The organism is Ensifer sp. ENS03 (assembly GCF_014852035.1).
Taxonomy (GTDB): domain Bacteria; phylum Pseudomonadota; class Alphaproteobacteria; order Rhizobiales; family Rhizobiaceae; genus Ensifer; species Ensifer adhaerens.
Genome location: NZ_JACVAV010000002.1, coordinates 269,311 through 287,932 on the forward strand (window position 1 = coordinate 269,311; position 18,622 = coordinate 287,932).

Annotated in this window: 18 protein-coding genes; 7 read left to right on the forward strand and 11 right to left on the reverse strand. The window is 63.7% G+C overall.

The window, feature by feature from the left end:
- Position 1 precedes the first annotated feature (1 nt).
- The 5 genes from gndA to ccoG all read right to left on the reverse strand — a co-directional run bounded on the left by gndA (position 2) and on the right by ccoG (position 6,136).
- Positions 2–1,432, reverse strand: a complete 1,431-nt coding sequence (gene gndA / locus IB263_RS07930) for an NADP-dependent phosphogluconate dehydrogenase (protein WP_112770916.1) — start codon at positions 1,430–1,432, stop codon at positions 2–4.
- A 180-nt stretch (positions 1,433–1,612) separates the two neighbouring features.
- On the reverse strand, positions 1,613–1,771 hold the full coding sequence (gene ccoS / locus IB263_RS07935) for a cbb3-type cytochrome oxidase assembly protein CcoS (RefSeq protein ID WP_043615060.1): 159 nt from the start codon (positions 1,769–1,771) through the stop codon (positions 1,613–1,615).
- Positions 1,768–4,056: a cation-translocating P-type ATPase gene (locus tag IB263_RS07940; protein WP_192438189.1), complete on the reverse strand. Its 2,289-nt coding sequence runs from the start codon at positions 4,054–4,056 to the stop codon at positions 1,768–1,770. The genes ccoS and IB263_RS07940 overlap by 4 nt, the downstream gene beginning before the upstream one ends.
- The gene (locus IB263_RS07945; RefSeq protein WP_034788399.1) at positions 4,053–4,565 is read right to left on the reverse strand and encodes a FixH family protein; all 513 of its coding nucleotides are present in this window, start codon (positions 4,563–4,565) and stop codon (positions 4,053–4,055) included. Before IB263_RS07945 ends, IB263_RS07940 begins: the two co-directional genes overlap by 4 nt.
- On the reverse strand, positions 4,562–6,136 hold the full coding sequence (gene ccoG, locus IB263_RS07950) for a cytochrome c oxidase accessory protein CcoG (protein WP_034788396.1): 1,575 nt from the start codon (positions 6,134–6,136) through the stop codon (positions 4,562–4,564). The genes IB263_RS07945 and ccoG overlap by 4 nt, the downstream gene beginning before the upstream one ends.
- A gap of 227 nt (positions 6,137–6,363) precedes the next feature.
- On the opposite strand from ccoG, the gene IB263_RS07955 reads away from it, so the two are divergent.
- From IB263_RS07955 to IB263_RS07975, 5 genes are all read left to right on the forward strand, one after another.
- Positions 6,364–7,842, forward strand: coding sequence for a sodium:alanine symporter family protein (locus IB263_RS07955; RefSeq protein WP_192438191.1), 1,479 nt, complete (start codon positions 6,364–6,366; stop codon positions 7,840–7,842).
- On the forward strand, positions 7,818–8,651 hold the full coding sequence (locus IB263_RS07960; protein ID WP_246810981.1) for a helix-turn-helix domain-containing protein: 834 nt from the start codon (positions 7,818–7,820) through the stop codon (positions 8,649–8,651). Before IB263_RS07955 ends, IB263_RS07960 begins: the two co-directional genes overlap by 25 nt.
- Before the next feature lie 64 nt (positions 8,652–8,715).
- Positions 8,716–9,126, forward strand: a complete 411-nt coding sequence (locus IB263_RS07965; RefSeq protein WP_192438194.1) for an SRPBCC family protein — start codon at positions 8,716–8,718, stop codon at positions 9,124–9,126.
- 4 nt (positions 9,127–9,130) lie between these two features.
- Positions 9,131–9,484: a VOC family protein gene (locus IB263_RS07970; protein WP_192438196.1), complete on the forward strand. Its 354-nt coding sequence runs from the start codon at positions 9,131–9,133 to the stop codon at positions 9,482–9,484.
- Between the two features lie 138 nt (positions 9,485–9,622).
- Positions 9,623–10,519, forward strand: a complete 897-nt coding sequence (locus tag IB263_RS07975) for a hypothetical protein (protein ID WP_060520627.1) — start codon at positions 9,623–9,625, stop codon at positions 10,517–10,519.
- A gap of 34 nt (positions 10,520–10,553) precedes the next feature.
- Here IB263_RS07975 and IB263_RS07980 read toward each other — a convergent pair whose 3' ends face one another.
- Positions 10,554–11,357, reverse strand: coding sequence for a helix-turn-helix transcriptional regulator (locus IB263_RS07980; RefSeq protein WP_060584910.1), 804 nt, complete (start codon positions 11,355–11,357; stop codon positions 10,554–10,556).
- A gap of 104 nt (positions 11,358–11,461) precedes the next feature.
- Here IB263_RS07980 and IB263_RS07985 point away from each other — a divergent pair, with 104 nt between their 5' ends.
- Positions 11,462–13,015: an MFS transporter gene (locus tag IB263_RS07985; protein WP_192438198.1), complete on the forward strand. Its 1,554-nt coding sequence runs from the start codon at positions 11,462–11,464 to the stop codon at positions 13,013–13,015.
- Between the two features lie 379 nt (positions 13,016–13,394).
- Here the strand turns inward: IB263_RS07985 and ccoP are convergent, their stop codons facing one another.
- From ccoP to ccoN, 4 genes are read right to left on the reverse strand one after another with little or no spacing between them, the layout of a single operon-like run.
- Positions 13,395–14,258, reverse strand: coding sequence for a cytochrome-c oxidase, cbb3-type subunit III (gene ccoP, locus IB263_RS07990; RefSeq protein WP_192438200.1), 864 nt, complete (start codon positions 14,256–14,258; stop codon positions 13,395–13,397).
- 4 nt (positions 14,259–14,262) lie between these two features.
- Positions 14,263–14,415: a CcoQ/FixQ family Cbb3-type cytochrome c oxidase assembly chaperone gene (locus IB263_RS07995; RefSeq protein WP_034788377.1), complete on the reverse strand. Its 153-nt coding sequence runs from the start codon at positions 14,413–14,415 to the stop codon at positions 14,263–14,265.
- Positions 14,416–14,427: 12 nt separating this feature from the next.
- Positions 14,428–15,159: a cytochrome-c oxidase, cbb3-type subunit II gene (gene ccoO, locus IB263_RS08000; protein WP_034788367.1), complete on the reverse strand. Its 732-nt coding sequence runs from the start codon at positions 15,157–15,159 to the stop codon at positions 14,428–14,430.
- A gap of 13 nt (positions 15,160–15,172) precedes the next feature.
- Positions 15,173–16,801 carry a cytochrome-c oxidase, cbb3-type subunit I gene (gene ccoN, locus IB263_RS08005; RefSeq protein ID WP_060584907.1) on the reverse strand — a complete coding sequence of 543 codons (1,629 nt, stop codon included), beginning with the start codon at positions 16,799–16,801 and terminating at the stop codon, positions 15,173–15,175.
- A 253-nt stretch (positions 16,802–17,054) separates the two neighbouring features.
- On the opposite strand from ccoN, the gene IB263_RS08010 reads away from it, so the two are divergent.
- Positions 17,055–17,489, forward strand: coding sequence for a hemerythrin domain-containing protein (locus tag IB263_RS08010; RefSeq protein WP_234852497.1), 435 nt, complete (start codon positions 17,055–17,057; stop codon positions 17,487–17,489).
- 94 nt (positions 17,490–17,583) lie between these two features.
- On the opposite strand, the gene IB263_RS08015 is transcribed toward IB263_RS08010, so the two are convergent.
- Complete coding sequence (locus IB263_RS08015; RefSeq protein ID WP_034788334.1) at positions 17,584–18,294, reverse strand: PAS domain-containing protein; 711 nt, start codon at positions 18,292–18,294, stop codon at positions 17,584–17,586.
- Positions 18,295–18,622: the final 328 nt, after the last annotated feature.

Here is an 18,622-nt window from a genome sequence, read left to right on the forward strand (position 1 = left end):
GTCAGGCGTTGAGGCCGCTGCCCCACGGGCCATGATGGCTGTCGGCACCGTCGACGCGGTCAAAGCCATGGGCGCCGAAGAAGTCGCGCTGCGCCTGGATGACATTGGCCGTGCCGCGGCCGCGGCGGTAGCTGTCGAAGTAGCCGAGTGCGGAAGCGAGTGCCGGAACCGGCAGACCGCCGAGAACGGCGGCCGAGACGACGCGGCGCAGTGCCCCGTCGGTGTCCTTGACCATGGCGGCAAAGGCCGGCGTGACGATCAGGTTGGCGGCATCCGGCGCCTTGGTGAAGGCGGTGGTGATCTCGTCCAGGAACTGCGAGCGGATGATGCAGCCGGCGCGCCAGATCTTGGCGATCGTCGGCATCGGCAGGTTCCAGTTGAACTCCTTGGACGCCGCCGACATCACGGCAAAGCCTTGCGCATAGGCGCCGATCTTGGCGGCAAGCAGCGCGCTTTCGAGATCCTTGATGAAGGCTGCCTTGTCGGCAACCTTGAACTCGCCGACTGCGGGAAGGCCAAGGATCTTTTCGGCCGCTTCGCGCTCGTCCTTCATCGAGGAAATGCTGCGGGCGGCAACCGCCGCCTCGATGCCGGTTGCCGGCACGCCCATGTTCTGCGCCTCGATCACCGACCACTTGCCGGTGCCCTTCTGGCCGGCCTTGTCGAGGATCAGGTCGACGATCGGCTTGCCGGTCAAAGGATCGGCGGCCTTCAGCACCTTCTCGGTGATCTCGATCAGGTAGGAGTTGAGGCGGCCCTTGTTCCAGGTGCCGAAGACTTCGCCAATCTCGCTCGCCGACATCTTCAGGCCGTCGCGCAGGATGCCGTAGATTTCGGCGATCATCTGCATGTCGGCATATTCGATGCCGTTGTGGATGGTCTTGACGAAGTGGCCGGCGCCGTTTTCGCCGAGCCAGGCGACGCAAGGCACGTTGTCGTACTTGGCGGCGATCGAGGTCAGCACGGTCTCGACGCGCTTCCAGGACTCTTCCTTGCCGCCGACCATGATCGACGGGCCGTGGCGCGCGCCTTCCTCACCGCCCGAAACGCCCATGCCGATAAAGGTCAGGCCACTGTCCTTCAGCGCCTCGAAGCGGCGCATCGTGTCGCGGAAGTTGGCGTTGCCGGCATCGATCATGATGTCGCCCTTGGCGAGATACGGCTTCAGGATTTCCATCTGCTGATCGACCGGCTCGCCGGCCTTGATCATGATGATGATCGGGCGCGGCGGGCGGATGGCGGCGACAAACTCTTCAATGGTTTCGCAGGGCACGATCTGGCCCTGGAGGTCGCCGGCCTCCGCGTAGAATTTGTGCGTCGCTTCGACGGTGCGGTTGAACACCGCGATCTTGTTGCCTTTTTCAGCGATGTTGAGCGCCAGGTTCGAGCCCATGACACCGAGACCGATTAGGCCGATTTCCGCCTGTGACACGTGATTGCCTCCATTGGACAGAAGTGCCGGGCGCGATCGGGATAAACGCGTCTGTGCCGGCCCTTCGAATTGAACTTCGCCCCCTCGCGCGGGGCTCTGTCGAAGGCCCAGGCGCGAGAAGCGACGGCGGAGGTTGTTTTGGCATTCAAATCGATTAAGGACAAGTGATTACTGACGAAATCACTTCTTTTCAGGCTTGCCATCGCCATCGTCGAGAACCCGCCAGGAGGCGCCTTCGAGGTCTTCGTATTGGCCGCTCTTCAGTGCCCAAAGGAAGGCGACGAGGCCAATCCCACCGAGAAACAGCGCGATGGGAATGAGATAGATCAGCGTGTTCATGAGGCGCTCCCGACCGGCCGCAGCGTGACAGGTGCCTTCTGTCCGGCGACCTCCGTGACATTGCCGGTCGCCGCGCGCAGGCGCAAGGCGTTGGCAACGACGATCACCGACGAGGTTGACATGGCGACGGCCGCGATCAGCGGTGTGGCATAGCCGAGGATCGCGATCGGGACGGCGATGACGTTGTAGCCAATCGCCAGGGCAAAGTTCTGGCGGATCAGCCGCCCGGCCCGGCGCGACGTATCGATCGCCATCGGCACGGCGTTCAGCCCCTGGTGCAGGAAGACGAAGTCTGCCGCCTGGCGGCCAACATCGGCGGCCGTTGCCGGCGCCATCGAGACGTGCGCGGCGCGCAGCGCCGGCGCGTCGTTGATGCCGTCACCGACCATCAGCACGCGGTGACCACCCTCGGCGGCCGCTGTGCATTCATCGACCTTGCCGCGTGGCGTCAGTTCCGCCTTGAAGCGCTCGATGCCGGCCCGCTTGGCAAGGGCGGCGACGACCGGCGCACGGTCGCCCGAAAGAATGCCCGTCGAAAGGCCGAGCCGTCCAAGCTCCTCGATGCTCTCGCGGGCGAACGGCCTGAGCCGGTCCTCGAAGCGGAAGCAGGCGAGTTCGCGGCCATCGAGCGACAGGATCACTTCCGACTGGCCGGTCGCCTCGCCGGCATCGCCGCAGGCAAAGGCGCGGCTGCCAAGCCGGTAGAGACCGGTTTGCGTCTGCGCTTCAATGCCGGCACCGGGGATTTCGCGGATGTCGCCGTTGACAACGGGCGCGATCGCCGCCGCATCATGAATGGCCATCGCCAGCGGATGGCGCGAATGAACGGCGAGCCCCGCCGCCGTCGCGAGGATCGATGGCTGAATGTCCCCGCCATTGACGAGCCGCGGCTCGCCAACCGTGAGTGTTCCGGTCTTGTCGAGCAGCACCGTATCGATCTCGGCAAGCCGCTCCATCGCCGAGCCGTCCTTGACCATGACGCCGTTCTGGAAGAGCCGTCCGGCGGCAATCACCTGCACGACAGGTACCGCAAGCCCGAGTGCGCAGGGGCAGGTGATGATCAGCACCGCGACGGCGACCAGCATCGCATGATGGAAATCGCCGTTGACGAACATCCAGCCGATAAAGCTGACCAGAGCCAGCAAATGCACCGCCGGCGAATAGTATTGTGCCGCGCGGTCGGCGATGCGGCGGTAGCGCGCCCTGCCTCCTTCGGCGGCTTCCATCAGCCCCATGATCTCGGCAAGCAGCGAGTCGCGTGCCGCCGCCGTCGCCTCGATCGTCAGCGGTCCGGTGAGGTTCAGCGTACCCGCCTCGACGGCGTCGCCGACCTTGACTGGCGCCGGCGCGCTCTCGCCATTGACGATCGAGCGATCGAGATCGCTGGTGCCCATGAGGATGCGGCCGTCGACGGGAATGCGCTCGCCGGCAGCGATCGCCAGTTTCTCGCCGGGCTTGATCTCGTCGACAGGGCGATACTCGCGTCCGCCCTCGGCATCCACCACCATGGCGCCGCGCGGCGAGAGCCTCGCCAGGCTGCTGATCGCCGAGCGGGCGCGCCCGCGCATCATATGGTCGAGCGTGCGGCCGATCAGCAGGAAGAAGAGCAGCATCACCGTGCCGTCGAACCAGGCATGGGTGCCGTGAGTGATCGTCTCGTAGAGCGAGATCGAATAGGAGAGCGTTATCGCCAGCGCAATCGGCACGTCCATGTTGGTACGGCCGTGCTTCAGCGCGTTCCAGGCGGACGCATAGAAGAAGCGTCCGGCATAGATCAGCGTCGGGGCGGCAATCAGCGCCGAGATCCAGTGAAAGAGATCGCGGGTCGCCGCCTCCGCCCCCGACCACACCGAGACCGAAAGCAGCATGATGTTGGCCGAGGCAAAACCCGAGACGGCAACGGCGCGCACCAGCTTCTTCAGCGTCTGATCGCCGTCTTCCTCGCCCGGCGCGAAAAGATGGGTCTCGTAGCCGCGCGAACGGATGGCCCGCGCCAGTTCCCGCGGATCGGTACGGGCGCCATTTACCTCTTCCTTCCAGACGATCGACACGCGCCGCGACGAAAGGTTCACGCGCGCCCGGTCAACCTCCGGCCGTGTCTTCAAGGCGCCCTCGATCGTGCTGATGCAGGCGCCGCAATGCACGCCGGGCACGCTCAAATCCGTCTGGCGCAGGCCGCCGCCGAGCGACCGGCTCATCAACCACAGCTCTTCCGTTGTCGGCAGTCCCTGCCCGGCCCTGTCGATCTCCAGAGCCATTTCGGTTCCGGGAGCACAGCAGCTCATTTCGCAGCTCCCGGCACCATGAAGCGGATGGCCTGGCGGTAGACGACGGTCTCGCCTGATGTCGCGGTGATATCGGCGATCCACTGGCCGCGCTTCAGCGCGGTTGCGGCAACGAAGACGCCCTCGCCCTGATGCGCCATTTCGACCGTGACGTCCTCATGCTCCTCGACCGGGCGTTTCAGCACAGCCACCACCTTGTCGGCAGTCATCTCCGGGTTGCCCCGGCGCGTCAGCGTGTAGCGCAGCGCCTCGTTTTCGACGCTGAGCTTGCCGTCGAGGCCATCGGCGACAAAGGCCTTCGCTTCCTTCACCTTGCCGTTGAACTGCTGGCTCGCGACATAGGTGTTCTGCACCACCAATCCGCTCCAGCTATGGCTGGCGTTCCAGGCCATGATCAGATTGACGGTGATGATCGTGCCGAAGAACAGCACCATGACGCCGAGCATGTGCCAGCCGGTGAAGGGTCGCGGTGCCTTTGCCTGTTTCGCCCCTGCCTGGTTTATCGTCATTTTGCGGCTCCCGGGCTGTTGAAGTTGGCCTTGTAGACGTCGCGCTCATGGCTCGACGGATCCTCGACGATCAGGCTGAAACCGTCGTCCGCCTCGCCGAGCTTGTCCTTTGGCAGCGTCACGAACACCTTGACTGCCGTCACCTTGTCCGGATCGACACCGAGGGCGAAGGTCCGGCCGTCGCCCGCTGCCTGGCCGGCGATGCGCATGGTCGCAGAGGGCATCCCGTCGATTGCGAGCGTGATCGTGCGTTGTTCGGGGATCATGTTCAAGAGCTTGACCATGTAGCCGTTGCGCACCGAACCATCGGATTCGACGACGAATTGCGGGTTGCGGTCGTGCAGCACGTTGAGTTCCAGCCGGTCGCGCGACAGGAGCGCATAGAGCAGACCGATACCGACCAGCGTCCAGACGCCGAGATAGACGAGCACACGGGGCCGGAAGACGATCTTCCAGTTGAAGTGGCGAACCTTGTCCGAAAATGCGCCGTCGGCGTTGCGCACCCGACCCGGATCGATCGCCGCCGTACCGCCATTGGTGGCCAGCGCCATGTTGGCGGCATAGTCGTTGAGCGTCGCATAGGAAATCAGCCCGCGTTCACGGCCGAGCTTGTCCATGACACCGTCGCAGGCATCGATGCAGAGCGCGCAGGTGATGCATTCGAGTTGCTGGCCGTCGCGAATGTCGATGCCCATCGGACAGACGACGACGCAGGCGTTGCAATCGACGCAATCGCCGACGGCCTCGCCGGCAGCGACGGCCTTTTTCTGGTGGCGCGAGCGCGGCTCGCCGCGCCAGTCGTTATAGGTCACGACCAGCGAGTTTTCGTCGAGCATTGCCGCCTGGATGCGCGGCCACGGGCACATATAGGTGCAGACCTGCTCGCGCATCAGTCCACCGAAGACATAGGTCGTCGCCGTGAGAATCGCGACGGTCATGTAGGCGACCATGGGCGCTTCCAGCGAAACGAAGCTTTTCAAAAGCGTCGGCGCATCGGCGAAATAGAAGATCCAGGCGCCGCCCGTGGCGATGCCGATCATGATCCAGATCGAGTGCTTCGACACCCGCTTGACGATCTTGTCGAACGTCCAGGGACCGGCATCGAGCTTCATGCGGGCATTGCGGTCGCCTTCGATATAGCGTTCGACCACCAGGAAGAGATCGACCCATACCGTCTGCGGACAGGTATAGCCGCACCAGGCGCGGCCGACGGCAGACGTCACCAGGAACAGGCCGAAGCCGGCCATGACGAGCAGGCCTGCGACGAAGAAGAACTCCTGCGGCCAGATCTCGATGAAGAAGAAATAGAAGCGCCGGGCGGCGATATCGACGAGCACAGCCTGGTCCGGCGCATGCTCGCCACGATCCCAACGGATCCAGGGCGTCAGATAATAGATGCCGAGCGTCACCAGCATCACCAGCCACTTGAAGCGACGGAAGCTGCCTTCGGCACGCTTCGGGAAGATCTTCTTGCGCTTTTCGTAGAGCGGCTTGCGCACATGCGCCGCATTGACCGGTTCGGCCTCGTGACGTTCGACGGAGGCAGGATTTGCGGCGGATTGTGGGCTCATTTGTGGGAAATCCCCGGATATGTCATGTATTGCACCACGTTTTGCCTGATTTGGCGGCCGAAAACGTTGATCTGTGTCAAGTTTGCGGGCTAAAGCGCCAGCATGCGGCGAAAGGTCCAGGCGCTCGAAAGAGATGCCAGGCTCAAAAGTAGTAAACGGCCTTTCCCATTCGATCCGTACCGCGGTTCGCCACATCACCACACCTTGCAATACCAATGAGGAACCGCATGGACACGATCATCGGCTTTCTGAACACGATCTTTTGGGGCTACGTGCTGATCTACGGCCTGCTCGCCGTCGGCATCTACTTCACCCTGCGGCTCGGCTTTCCGCAGATCGTGCATTTCGGCGAGATGTTCCGGGTCTTAAGCAGCGGCGGCTCGAAGGATGCGGCCGGTATCAGCCCGTTCCAGGCGCTGACCGTCAGCCTCGCCTCGCGCGTCGGCACCGGCAACCTCGCCGGCGTTGCCGTTGCGCTCTATCTCGGTGGTCCCGGTGCCACCTTCTGGATGTGGATGGTGGCGCTCGTCGGCATGGCGACGGCCTATGCGGAAAGCGCTCTGGCACAGCTCTACAAGGTGCGCAACGAAAACGGTCAATATCGCGGCGGTCCCGCCTTCTACATCGCCCGCGGCCTCAACGCGCCCTGGGCGGCGACGATCTTCTCCGTCTGCCTGATCCTCTCCTTCGGCCTCGTCTTCAACGCCGTGCAGGCCAATTCCATCGCGGACGCCGTCCAGGGCGCGTTCGGTGTGCCCAAGATCGCCGTCGGTATCGCGGTTGCGACCATCTCCGGCATCGTCATCTTCGGCGGCATCCGCCAGATCGCCCGCGTCGCCGAAATCGTCGTGCCCTTCATGGCGATCGCCTATCTCCTGACCGCGATCTACGTGCTCGTCGTCAACGCGTCGATCGTGCCGAGCGTGCTGTGGACGATCATCTCCAGCGCCTTTGGCCTGCAGGAAGCGGCAGGCGGTGTCGCCGGCGGCGTCACGGCTGCGATGATGAACGGCGTCAAGCGTGGCTTGTTTTCCAACGAAGCCGGGATGGGCTCGGCCCCGAACATCGCGGCCGTCGCCACGCCCGTGCCGCATCACCCGGCGTCGCAGGGCTTCGTGCAGTCGCTCGGCGTCTTCATCGATACGATCCTGATCTGCACCGCGACCTCGGTCATGATCCTGCTGTCGGGCACCTTGGAACCCGGTTCCGGCGTCACCGGAACGCAGCTGACGCAAGCGGCCATGAACGTGCATATCGGCTGGGCCGGCAGCTACTTCATTGCCATCGCGATCTTCTTCTTCGCCTTCACCTCGATCATCGGCAACTATTCCTATGCGGAGAATGCGCTCACCTATCTCGGCGGCGCCAATCGCGTCGGCGTTCTGGTCATGCGCTGCGCCGTGCTCGTCATGGTCGTCTGGGGCGCGTCCGAAAGCATCACCACCGTGTTCGACGCGGCAGACGCCTCGATGGGGCTGATGGCAACGATCAACCTCATTGCCATCGTGCTCCTCTCCGGTACCATTGCCAAACTGACGAAGGACTATTTCGCCCAGCGCCGGCAGGGTCTCGACCCGGTGTTCCATGCGGCCGACTATCCGGAGCTGCAGGGCCAGATCGACGGCGAGATCTGGTCGCGCCAAGAGGCGGCCGGCACGGTCCGAAACGTGGAGGACAAGGCATGGACGGCGCCCACGGGCCGCTGAGACAGACGGAGCCGGCTCCGACAGAGCCGACACTGGCCAAGCGGCGCGGTATCTATCGAGAGTATGCCGCGCCCGGCGCACTCGTCGGCCATGTCGAATGCCTCTGGCGCCACCAATTGCCGGAGGGGACGGCCGCACCCATCGCGGTCGTACCCGACGGCTGTGTCGATATCCTCTGGTCCAGGCACGGCCTGGCGGTTGCCGGGCCCGACCGGGTGGCCGCCTTCCCCGTCTTCGCGCCCGGCACCGACATCATCGGCCTGCGCTTCCGCCCGGGCATCGCGGCGTCCTTCCTGCACACATCGCTTTCGCAGATCATCGGCGAGGTCGTTCCGCTCGACGCCTTCTGGGGTCCAGCCGCGCGCAAACTCGAAACCAGGATTGAGGACGCGCCCGATGCGGTCCACCGCGCCGAGATGCTCACGGAAGCGGTGCTTGAGCGCCTGCCGGCCGTCTCGCCGCCATCAGGCGATATCGCCGCCACCCTCGCCCATCTGCGGCAGAGCCATGGCTCGTCCGACAACAACCCCATCCGCGCCCTCGCTGCCGTCACCGGCACCAGTGAAAGGACGCTGAGGCGCCGCTGCCACGAGCATTTCGGCTACGGCGCCAAGACGCTCGACCGCATCCTGCGCCTACAGCGCTTCCTCGGGGCTTGCCAAAGGGAACCATTTGCCACGCTCGGCCTGCTTGCGCTCGATGCCGGCTATGCCGACCAGGCGCATCTGTCGCGCGAGGCCAGGCAGCTGACCTCGCTCTCACCCGCCGAAATCCGCCGCCAGCTCGTCGGTGACCGGGAGGCGGCCTGACTGGCCGTTTCGTTCAAGACCGGTCGGGCGACCCGTGCTACTCCGTCATGCAGGAGAACAAAGCATGTCAACACTTGAAGCAAAGATCGTTCACACCACCATCGACCGCGACTGGCGCGACGTCTATGCCTTCATGGCAAAGCCCGAGAACATGCCGCGCTGGGCGTCCGGCCTGTCGTCGGGCTTGACCCGCGAGAGTGATCACTGGCTGGCGCCGGGTCCGCTCGGTAATGCCCGCGTGCGCTTTGCGCCTGACAACGCCTTCGGCGTCACCGATCATCTCGTCACGCTGGAAGACGGCACAGAGGTCCACAATGCGCTGCGCGTCGTGCCGAACGGCGACGGCGCGGAGGTGATGTTCACGCTGCTGCGGCAGCCGGGCATGAGCGCAGAACAATTTGCAGGCGATGCCGGCTGGGTGGCGAAGGATCTCGCCACCTTGAAATCGATCATGGAATCCGGAGAAGACAGGTAGAAAAATGGGTAACAAGGGCAAAGACAGCCGCATCGACTATGTCGAGTTCAATGTCTCCGACATCGCCGCCACCAAGGCCTTCTACGGCAGCGCCTTCGGCTGGACCTTCACCGACTACGGCCCGGAATATTGCGAATTCCAGGACGGCCGACTGACCGGCGGCTTTACCACCACCGGCCCCGTCGGCAGCGGCGGACCGCTGATCATCCTCTATGCCGACAAGCTCGAGGATATGCTCGCCCGCGTCGAAAAGGCCGGAGGCAGGATCGTCAAGCCGATCTTCACCTTCCCTGGCGGAAGGCGCTTTCATTTCGCCGACCCGGATGGTTACGAGCTGGCGGTCTGGTCTGCGCAGTAAATTGCCGGGAGGGTCAGGCCAGGAGGGCGGTGGCCCTACGACCGCACCGCTTCCCTGTGGACACGCGCTCCCGCTTTACGCCGGTTTAATCTCTACACGTCAGAATTGCGCGCGACGAACACGAGGGCGCGCAAGAGCATGGCCGACACGCATGATTTTCTGAAGAACTCGGTCATCATCGGCGCCCATCCCGATGACGAGTTGCTGTGGTTCACCTCGATCCTCCGAAAAGTCGACGAGGTGATCATCCTTTACCGCGATATCTGGTCGGAGCCGCAGATGGGCGACGCACGCGCCGCTGCGATCAAGGCCTACCCCCGCGGCAACGTGCGCTTTCTGGAAATGGAAGAAACCGGCTCCTTCGATTGCGCCGACTGGACGAACCCGAAGCCCGGTCCCTTCGGAATGGAGTTCGGCACCGAAGGCACACGCCGCGAAGCCAAGCGCATCGTCAAGAAATCGCTGTCGCAGATCATGCCCGGCAGCTTCCGCCACTCCACCCGGCCGATCGCCCAGGCTTACCGGGACAATTACGAAACGCTCTATCGCACGCTGCTGCCGCTCCTGAAGCCCGACATGAACGTCTTCACCCACAATCCCTGGGGCGAATACGGCCATGAGGATCACGTGCAGGTCTTCCGGGTGCTGGACCGGCTGCGCGACGAGATCGGCTTCAAGCTCTGGATGTCGAACTATTGCACCGAGCGCTCCATGCCGCTCGCCATGCAGTATTTCAGCCGCAGGCCGCAAGACTATATCCGTCTGCCCGCCGACAAGGGCTTCGCCGAGCAGGTGGCAAACATCTATCGCCAGCACGGCTGCTGGACCTGGCGCGACGACTGGATCTGGTTCGACGACGAGTGCTTCATGGAAGCGCCGTCGAGCAAGCCGGAAAGCGGCGGTTTTCACCTCCTGCCGATGAACCTTTTCAACTTCGGCACGGTCGTGAGAAAGCCGGTCAACACCTCGCTGCTGCTCGGCACGGCCCTATCGAGCGTCGTGGTCGGCGCTACCATCGCCGCAGCCCTCGAATAAAAAGGCCCGGCGCCTGCCGCTTCGGGCGTCGCCATCAGGCAAGCGCCGGCTCGGCGAAGTAAACCACCATCCGCAGATGCCGGTGCTCGTCCACAACCAACGTCTCGTGGCGAAAACGCAGGCGCTCGCTCCCGGCATCGATCAGAGACCCGATCCCGCGACGGACCTCGTCAACGCCAGGCGCTGCCCACCAGCGCCTGAAATCGGCCGACAGGTCCTTCAGGCTTTCGACCAGGGCCAGCATCGACGGATCATCCGGCGCCACGGCAAAATCGTATCGGAACTGGGCAAGCAGCTTCGGCGCGTCCTCGCGCCAGGCAGGCATGCGCCTCCGTATCTCGGGATCGGCAAACACCATTTGCAGGATATTGCCAAGCTCCGGCTGCCGGGCGCTAAAGCCGAACAAAGCGTCTGCCGCAGCGTTCCAGGCAACGACATCCCAGCGCAGGTTGATCACATGGGCCGGCCGGACCGTGAGCTCGTCCAGCAACGTCTGGATCAGCGGCGAAACGGTGACGCGATGATGTGCCTCCGGCGGTGGCGGCCGCTTGTGGGCAAGCAGGAACAGATGGCTGCATTCGGCGTCGTCGAGCTTCAGCGCTCGCGCCACATTCAGCAGGAACGCCTCCGACACCTTGATGTCGCGCCCTTGCTCGAACCACGTGTACCAGGTGAGCCCGACACCGGCGAGCGCTGCCACCTCCTCCCGCCTGAGGCCCGGGGTGCGCCGCCGCCCGGTGAAGGCAAGGCCGGCATCGGCCGGCGTCAGCTTCGCCCTGTGTCTCGTCAAAAACTCCGACAGCTCGTTCTTGCTTCGCTCAAGACTTCGTTCGTTCACGCTATTGCTCTCAGTAATAGGATAACTACTTAAATTGTAACAGGATGATTGTGCCCTGAAGATGTGGTCTCCGCAACCAGCCCAAGCGAAGACGGAGGCCACTTTTGACAATTCTCAGCGACCGACCATCCCACCTCACCGACCATGCCGATCCCGGTGAAACGCGTGCGGGCCTGCGAGAATGGGCCGGGCTCGCCCTGCTCGCGCTCCCCACCATCCTGCTCGGGCTCGACCTGACGCTGCTGCATCTCGCTTTTCCGGCGCTCGCGGCGGATCTGAAGCCCACCAGCACCCAGGCGCTCTGGATCGTCGATGCCTACGGCTTCATGATCGCCGGCTTTCTGATCACGATGGGAACGCTCGGCGACCGCATCGGTCGCCGCAAGCTCCTGATGCTGGGCGCGGCCGCCTTCGCAGTCGCCTCGGTGCTTTCGGCCTATTCCACCAGCGCCACCATGCTGATCACTGCACGCGCGGCACTCGGCGTTGCCGGCGCAACGCTGATGCCGCCAACCCTGGCGCTGATCAGCAACATGTTCCTGAACCCGCACCAGCGCGCGCTTGCGATCGGCGTCTGGGCGACCATGTTCGCGCTCGGCATGGCCGCGGGGCCGATCGTCGGCGGCATCCTGCTCGAACGTTACTGGTGGGGGGCTGCCTTCCTCGTCGCACTGCCGATCGTCGGGCTGCTGCTCATCGTCGCGCCGTTTCTGCTGCCGGAATATCGTGCCCCGCAATCGGACCGCCTGGACATGGCCAGTGTGGCGCTGTCGCTGGCGGGGCTGCTGCCCATCGTCTACGGCATCAAGCAGATCGCCAAGGATGGCCTTGGGCTCGGCGCCACGCTCGGCCTGACCGTCGGCCTCGTCGCCACGCTCCTCTTCATCCGGCGACAACGCCGGCTTCGAAGCCCGCTGATCGACCTCGAGCTCTTCTCCGACCGCGCCTTCCGCACCGCGCTGTTGATCCTCCTGATCGGCCTGACGGCTGTCGGCGGCACGATGCTGCTCGTCACCCAGTATCTGCAGCTCGTCGTCGTGCTTTCTCCGCTGTCGGCGGGCCTGAGAATGGGCCCCTCGGCGCTCGCCATGCTTTTGGCCGGCATCACCGCACCGCTCATCGCCAGGCGCTTCGGCCCCGGCCCCGTGATCGCAGCGGCGCTGGCGCTCTCCGTGGTCGGCTACCTCCTGCTCGCCCAGCTCGGCCATACGCCATACGGCGTCGGGCTGGTAACCGCTGCATTTGCGCTCGTCTATCTCGGCCTTGGAACCATTGCCGCGCTTGGCACCGATCTCGTCGTCAGTGCAGCGCCCGCCGAAAAGGCCGGTTCGGCCTCGGCCCTCTCCGAAGTGGTGCAGGAACTCGGCCTTGCCGTCGGCATCGCCACGCTCGGCAGCCTGACCACCGCCGTCTACCGCATCGAAATGGCCGGCCAGACGCTGATCCCCGGCGAGATCGGCGACAGGCTGTCGGACAGCCTCGCCGGCGCCGTATCCGTCGCGACCGAGCTACCGGCGGGCATGCTGGAGCAAGCCCAGGCCGCCTTCATGACCGGCTTCAACGCAGCCGCCGCCGTTTGCGCCGTCGCCATCGCGATCATGGCGACGCTGGCCGTGGTTTCGTTGCGAAGGCGTGTCGGCGAAAAGGCGAGATCTTGAGAGGACACGTCGGCCAATTCATTGACATCTCCCCTCAATGACGAAACGCTCCAGATAAAAAAGGCCGCGCCATTTGGCGCGGCCTTCTCGACTGGATGGATGAGCGCTTCCCCTCACTGTCCTGCCGAACATCTCTCCCCGCCTGGCGGGGAGAGAAACGCTTGGGGCACCCGCCCGGCATCAAGCCTGAAAAGTCTGAGCGGTAGCCCACTCAAGAACGTGATGGGCGGCTCCATCGCCAACCTTACTTTTGACCTGGCGAGGCTAGCGCGGCTTGCGCCCTTCTCCCCGCCTGGCGGGGAGAAGGTGCCGGCAGGCGAATGAGGGGCGCCACCATCACCTACGGATGAGTGGCAGGTCCGCAAGCCCCTCGTTCCTCTTATTCGCCGCCACCCAGCGAATGCACGAAGATGGCGAGCTGCTTGACGGTGGTGTCGCCGAGGCGCGGCAGCCAGGCGGGCATGACGCCGTGCTTGGGCCCCTTCATCTGGGCGACGATCGCCTGTTCGCTCGAGCCGTTGAGCCACAGCGCATCGGCAAGGTTGGGCGCGCCGAACTCACGGTTGCCCTTGGCGTCGGCACCGTGGCAGGAGGCGCAGTTTGCCTCAAACAGCGCCTTGCCCGGCTCTACCATGGAGGCATCCGACGGCGTGCCCGTGAGGCTGACGACATAGGCCGCCGTCTGCTTGATCTCTTCCGGCTGCAGGATTTCCGCGAAGGACGGCATTTCCGAGACACGGGTGTCGTCGTCGCCGTTATAGCGGATGCCGTGGGCGATCGTCTGGTAGATCTCTTCGGGCTTGCCGCCCCAGAGCCAGTCGTCGTCGTTCAGGTTCGGGAAGCCGGCAGAACCGGCCGCACCCGAGCCGTGGCACTGGGCGCAGTTGACCTTGAAGGCCGAGGCACCGCCGGAAACGGCGAAGTGCTGCAGCTGCGGATCGGCCATGATGTCGGCGAGCGAGCTCGACGCGATCTTCTCGATGTTGCCGGCCTGCGCCGCCTTGGCGCTGGCAAGCTCCGCACTCACCTCGGCGCGGCTCGAATAGCCGAGCACGCCCTTGGTGGCGTCGGTCAGAAGCGGCACCGCGGGATAGACGATCATGTAGCCGACCGCCCAGACGATGGTCGCGTAGAAGGTATAGACCCACCAGCGCGGCATCGGGTTGTTAAGCTCGCGGATACCGTCCCATTCGTGGCCGGTGGTCTCGACGCCGCTGATTTCGTCGACGTGTTTGTCCGCCATTCTATTAATCCTCCTTCAGGGGGATGGCTGCGGCATCATCGGCGGCCTTCTTGGCGCCGGGCCGGAAGATGAAGGCGACGACGCCCAGGAAGAAGAGCGTCATGGCAAGGAGCGCCCAGCTATCGGCGAACTGGCGCATGGCCGTATAGGTTTCCATGGTGCGGTCTCCTTAGCGATAGCCGGTGGTGTCGTCATAGGTGGAGAAGTCGACCAGCGTGCCGAGCATCTGCAGATAAGCGATGAGCGCGTCCATCTCCGTCAGCTTCTGCGGATCGCCGTCGAAGTCGCCGAGCTTGGCCTTCGGATAGCGGCCCTCGACGCCGGACGTGTCTGCGTTCGGATCTGCCTGCGCCTTGATGTCGGCAAGCGCGTTGTCGATCATCTCGTCCGTGTAGGGCACGCCGACCGCCTTGTTGGCCTTGAGGTTCGCGGCGATGTTGTTCACATCGAGCGGCGTCGCCTTGAGGAAGGCGTAGCTCGGCATCACCGATTCCGGCACCACCGAGCGCGGCTCGATCATGTGCTGCACGTGCCACTCGTTGGAGTAGCGGTCGCCGACGCGCGCCAGGTCCGGTCCAGTGCGCTTGGAGCCCCACTGGAACGGATGGTCGTACATGGATTCCGCCGCCAGCGAGTAGTGACCGTAGCGCTCCACTTCGTCGCGGAACGGGCGGATCATCTGGCTGTGACAGACATAGCAGCCTTCACGCACATAGATGTCGCGGCCGGCAAGCTCCAGCGGCGAATAGGGACGCATGCCCTCCACCTTCTCGATGGTGTTTTCGAGGTAGAAGAGCGGCGCGATTTCCACGATGCCGCCGACGGAGACGACGAGCAGCGAGCCGACGAGCAGCAGGGTCGCGTTGCGTTCGAGCGTCGCGTGTTTGTCGAGAATGGACATTCTCTATGCCCTCCTATTCCGCAGCCTTGAGCGCGGGCGTCGCACCGAAGATCGGGGCTTCATCGCGCACGCGGCCGAGGATGGTCATGGTTACGTTGAAGGCCATGAGCAGAGCTCCGGCGAGGAAGAGTGCGCCGCCAAGGGCACGCAGCACGTAGTAGGGAACCATGGCCGCGACCGATTCCGCGAAGGAATAGACGAGGAAGCCCTGGTCGTCGTACTCGCGCCACATCAACCCCTGCTGGATGCCGGCAACCCACATGACCGCCGCGTAGACGACGATGCCGAGGGTGGCGAGCCAGAAGTGCCAGTTGACCATGCGCACGCTGTAGAGGCGATCGCGGTTCCACAGCTTCGGAACGAGATAGTAGATCGCGCCGAAGGTGATGAGGCCGTTCCAGCCGAGCGCGCCGGAATGCACGTGGCCGATGGTCCAGTCGGTGTAGTGGCTGAGCGAGTTGACCGTCTTGATCGACATCATCGGACCTTCGAAGGTCGCCATGCCGTAGAAGGCCACGGCCATGACCATCATGCGGATGATCGGATCGGTGCGGATCTTGTCCCAGGCGCCCGAAAGCGTCATCAGGCCGTTGATCATGCCGCCCCAGGACGGCATCCAGAGCATGACCGAGAACACCATGCCGAGCGTCTGCGCCCAGTCGGGCAGCGCGGTATAGTGCAGGTGGTGCGGGCCTGCCCAGATGTACATGAAGATCAGCGACCAGAAGTGGATGATCGACAGGCGGTAGGAGTAAACAGGGCGATTGGCCTGCTTCGGGATGAAGTAATACATCATGCCGAGGAAGCCGGCCGTCAGGAAGAAGCCGACGGCATTATGCCCGTACCACCATTGCGTCAGCGCATCCTGCACCCCGGCAAAGGCCGAGTAGCTCTTGGAGCCGAGGAAGGAGACCGGAACCGCCAGGTTGTTGACGATGTGCAGCATCGCGATCGTGACGATGAAGGCGAGGTAGAACCAGTTGGCCACATAGATATGCGGCTCCTTGCGCGTCAGCAGCGTGCCGAGAAAGACGGCGAGATAGGCGACCCAGACGATCGTCAGCCACAGGTCCACATACCATTCCGGCTCCGCGTATTCCTTCGACTGGGTGATGCCCAGCAGATAGCCGGTGGCGGCCATGATGATGAAGAGCTGGTAGCCCCAGAACACGAACCAGCCGAGATTGCCGCCGAAAAGGCGGGCACGGCTGGTGCGCTGGACGATGTAGAAGGACGTTGCGATCAGCGCGTTGCCGCCGAAGGCGAAGATCACCGCCGAGGTGTGCAACGGCCGCATGCGGCCGAAGTTGAACCAGGGCTCGATGTTGAGGTCCGGGAAGGCAAGCTGGAGTGCAACCACGACACCGACGAGAAAGCCGACGACGCCCCAAAAGACGGTGGCGATCACGCCGTACTTGACCACCTCGTCAAAATACTCCGACTGGGGTGGCGGCGGTGACGCCCTGCCCGCGGAAGCCGGGCTGAACTCGATGCGGCGCATCAGGAGGATGGTGCCGGCAAGAAGCGTGAAGAACAGCACCCACATATGGGCTTCGAAGTGCCGGTCCTGGGCAAACCCGGCGCCGACAAGCGCCAGGAATGCACCGACCCCGAGCAGGATCATCTCGAATGTGTATTTCATGGTTGGGTCCCCAACTTTATCCGAACGCACGCGACAACACCCCGAAACGAGGGGTGTCACCGCAGCTTGCCCGAAAGTGTCAGAATCGGGGCAGCCCGGCCTTGATTCAGATCAAGGCTTTGTCACCTCGTTTGGATCATCCTCGGCAAACAATAGGGAGCGCCGTGGGAGCTGGCGTCTGAAGCCGATGAAAAAGACTTTTGAAGACGGACGAATCCGCAGCCGGCTGGACCCGGCCCCCCGGCGGGAGTCCGTGGCCGAGCCGTTTGCCTGGCTTGCCCGCGCCCACGAGGAGCAGCTTGCGCTCTGCAATTGCCTGGAGGAAATCGCCGACAGCCTGCCTGCGGAAATCGACCGGCAGAAATGCCTCTATGCCGCAAAGGTGCTGGAGCCGCTGATCCGCGAGATGCACTCGGGCGAAGAAAACCTCGTCTTCTCCTGGATCGAACGCACCTACCGCGGCGATCCGACGCTCGGCGCGACGCTGGAGCGGCTGAAATACGAACATTGCGAGGACGAGTGCTTCGCCGAGGAGCTGACCGAAATGCTGGAGCGCCTCGGCGCTGCCGACCAGACGGTCAATGCCGAGACCGCCGGCTACATGCTGCGCGGCTTCTTCACGAGCCTCAGGCGGCACGTCGGCTTCGAGCAGGAATGTCTGCGCAGCATCACCGCGCCGGTCGGGTGAACCGGCCTTCGCGGCAGGTGGACATGCAAGGCGGCCGTTACCCGGCCGCGCATCCCCTCATGCATTTTCGATTGATACCGCCGGAACCGGCGCCTCAGGCCGCGATCGCGCGGCGGCGGTCGGCATGTTCCTGGATCACTAGAATAGCGCCGATGAGCTTGCCGGTGCTCGACATGCACGGCGTCAGCCGGCAGCGCACGACGACCGTGCGCGCGTCGACCGTCTTGGCGAAGGTGTAGTCCACCACCTCGCCGGCGAAACACCGGTCGAGATAGGATTTCACCCGAAGCTCGAACCGCTGGATGCCGATGAACTCGACGATATGCCGGCCGATCAGGTCCATCGGGCGGCTTTCCAGATGCTCGGCATTGCGCGGATTGGTGTAAAGATAGCGGTAGTCGGGCGTGATCACCGCAAGCCGGTCCGGGAAGCTGTCGAGGATCGCCTCGTTGAGCAATCCTTCGTCCGCCCTGCCCTTGTTCGGCTGCGCCGGCAGGCGCTCCAGTTGCAGGTCGGCGAGGTTCTCCGCACCGGTCGCCGCAAAGTAGCGATTGATCAGCGATTGCAGCAACTGCGAATGGCGCAGCACGCAGGAAATGTCGTCGGCTTCGACGCGAAGAATGTCGATCAGGAACTGGAACTGAAGCCGGGCATCTTCGACGCTCACCGCCTTCTCGTCGTAGACGGATCTCAAGATCGGATCCAATTCGCGATCCAGAATGCTGATCAAATGCTCGTCTGCCGTACGAACGGCATACTGCAGCTGCGAATATTTGAACCAGAACAGCTCAATCAGTGCGTTCAATTCGAAACCCCAATTCCCCCACGGCAAAACCGCTTCGATGCACTTACAAAACAGGCGTAGATGCTCAGGACACTGATCTGGTTCTTGACGTTTCCCCCACCACTTCCGCGTAAAACCGCACTGCTCGGGTCATCCAAAGCGCTTGCAGGCATTTTCTCACGCGACAGGCATAAGTTTACACTCATTGCGATAGCGTTCAACAGCAGAAAGAAAAACTTAACGTTTACGCACGTTTTCGAGGGAAGATCGGTGCCAATACTCCCGCGTACTTGGCAAAACGCAAAGCCCGGCACACGGGGTGCCGGGCTTGCAGGAAGATCAAGCCTGC

Coding starts and splice junctions, on each gene's coding strand:
- IB263_RS07960 (WP_246810981.1), top strand. CDS start 7,818: ATGGACGGCGCCCACGGGCCGCTGAGACAGACGGAGCCGGCTCCGACA.
- IB263_RS07975 (WP_060520627.1), top strand. CDS start 9,623: ATGGCCGACACGCATGATTTTCTGAAGAACTCGGTCATCATCGGCGCC.
- IB263_RS07955 (WP_192438191.1), top strand. CDS start 6,364: ATGGACACGATCATCGGCTTTCTGAACACGATCTTTTGGGGCTACGTG.
- IB263_RS07965 (WP_192438194.1), top strand. CDS start 8,716: ATGTCAACACTTGAAGCAAAGATCGTTCACACCACCATCGACCGCGAC.
- IB263_RS07945 (WP_034788399.1), bottom strand. CDS start 4,565: ATGACGATAAACCAGGCAGGGGCGAAACAGGCAAAGGCACCGCGACCC.
- ccoG (WP_034788396.1), bottom strand. CDS start 6,136: ATGAGCCCACAATCCGCCGCAAATCCTGCCTCCGTCGAACGTCACGAG.
- ccoN (WP_060584907.1), bottom strand. CDS start 16,801: ATGAAATACACATTCGAGATGATCCTGCTCGGGGTCGGTGCATTCCTG.
- ccoO (WP_034788367.1), bottom strand. CDS start 15,159: ATGTCCATTCTCGACAAACACGCGACGCTCGAACGCAACGCGACCCTG.
- IB263_RS07995 (WP_034788377.1), bottom strand. CDS start 14,415: ATGGAAACCTATACGGCCATGCGCCAGTTCGCCGATAGCTGGGCGCTC.
- ccoS (WP_043615060.1), bottom strand. CDS start 1,771: ATGAACACGCTGATCTATCTCATTCCCATCGCGCTGTTTCTCGGTGGG.
- IB263_RS07970 (WP_192438196.1), top strand. CDS start 9,131: ATGGGTAACAAGGGCAAAGACAGCCGCATCGACTATGTCGAGTTCAAT.
- IB263_RS07940 (WP_192438189.1), bottom strand. CDS start 4,056: ATGAGCTGCTGTGCTCCCGGAACCGAAATGGCTCTGGAGATCGACAGG.
- ccoP (WP_192438200.1), bottom strand. CDS start 14,258: ATGGCGGACAAACACGTCGACGAAATCAGCGGCGTCGAGACCACCGGC.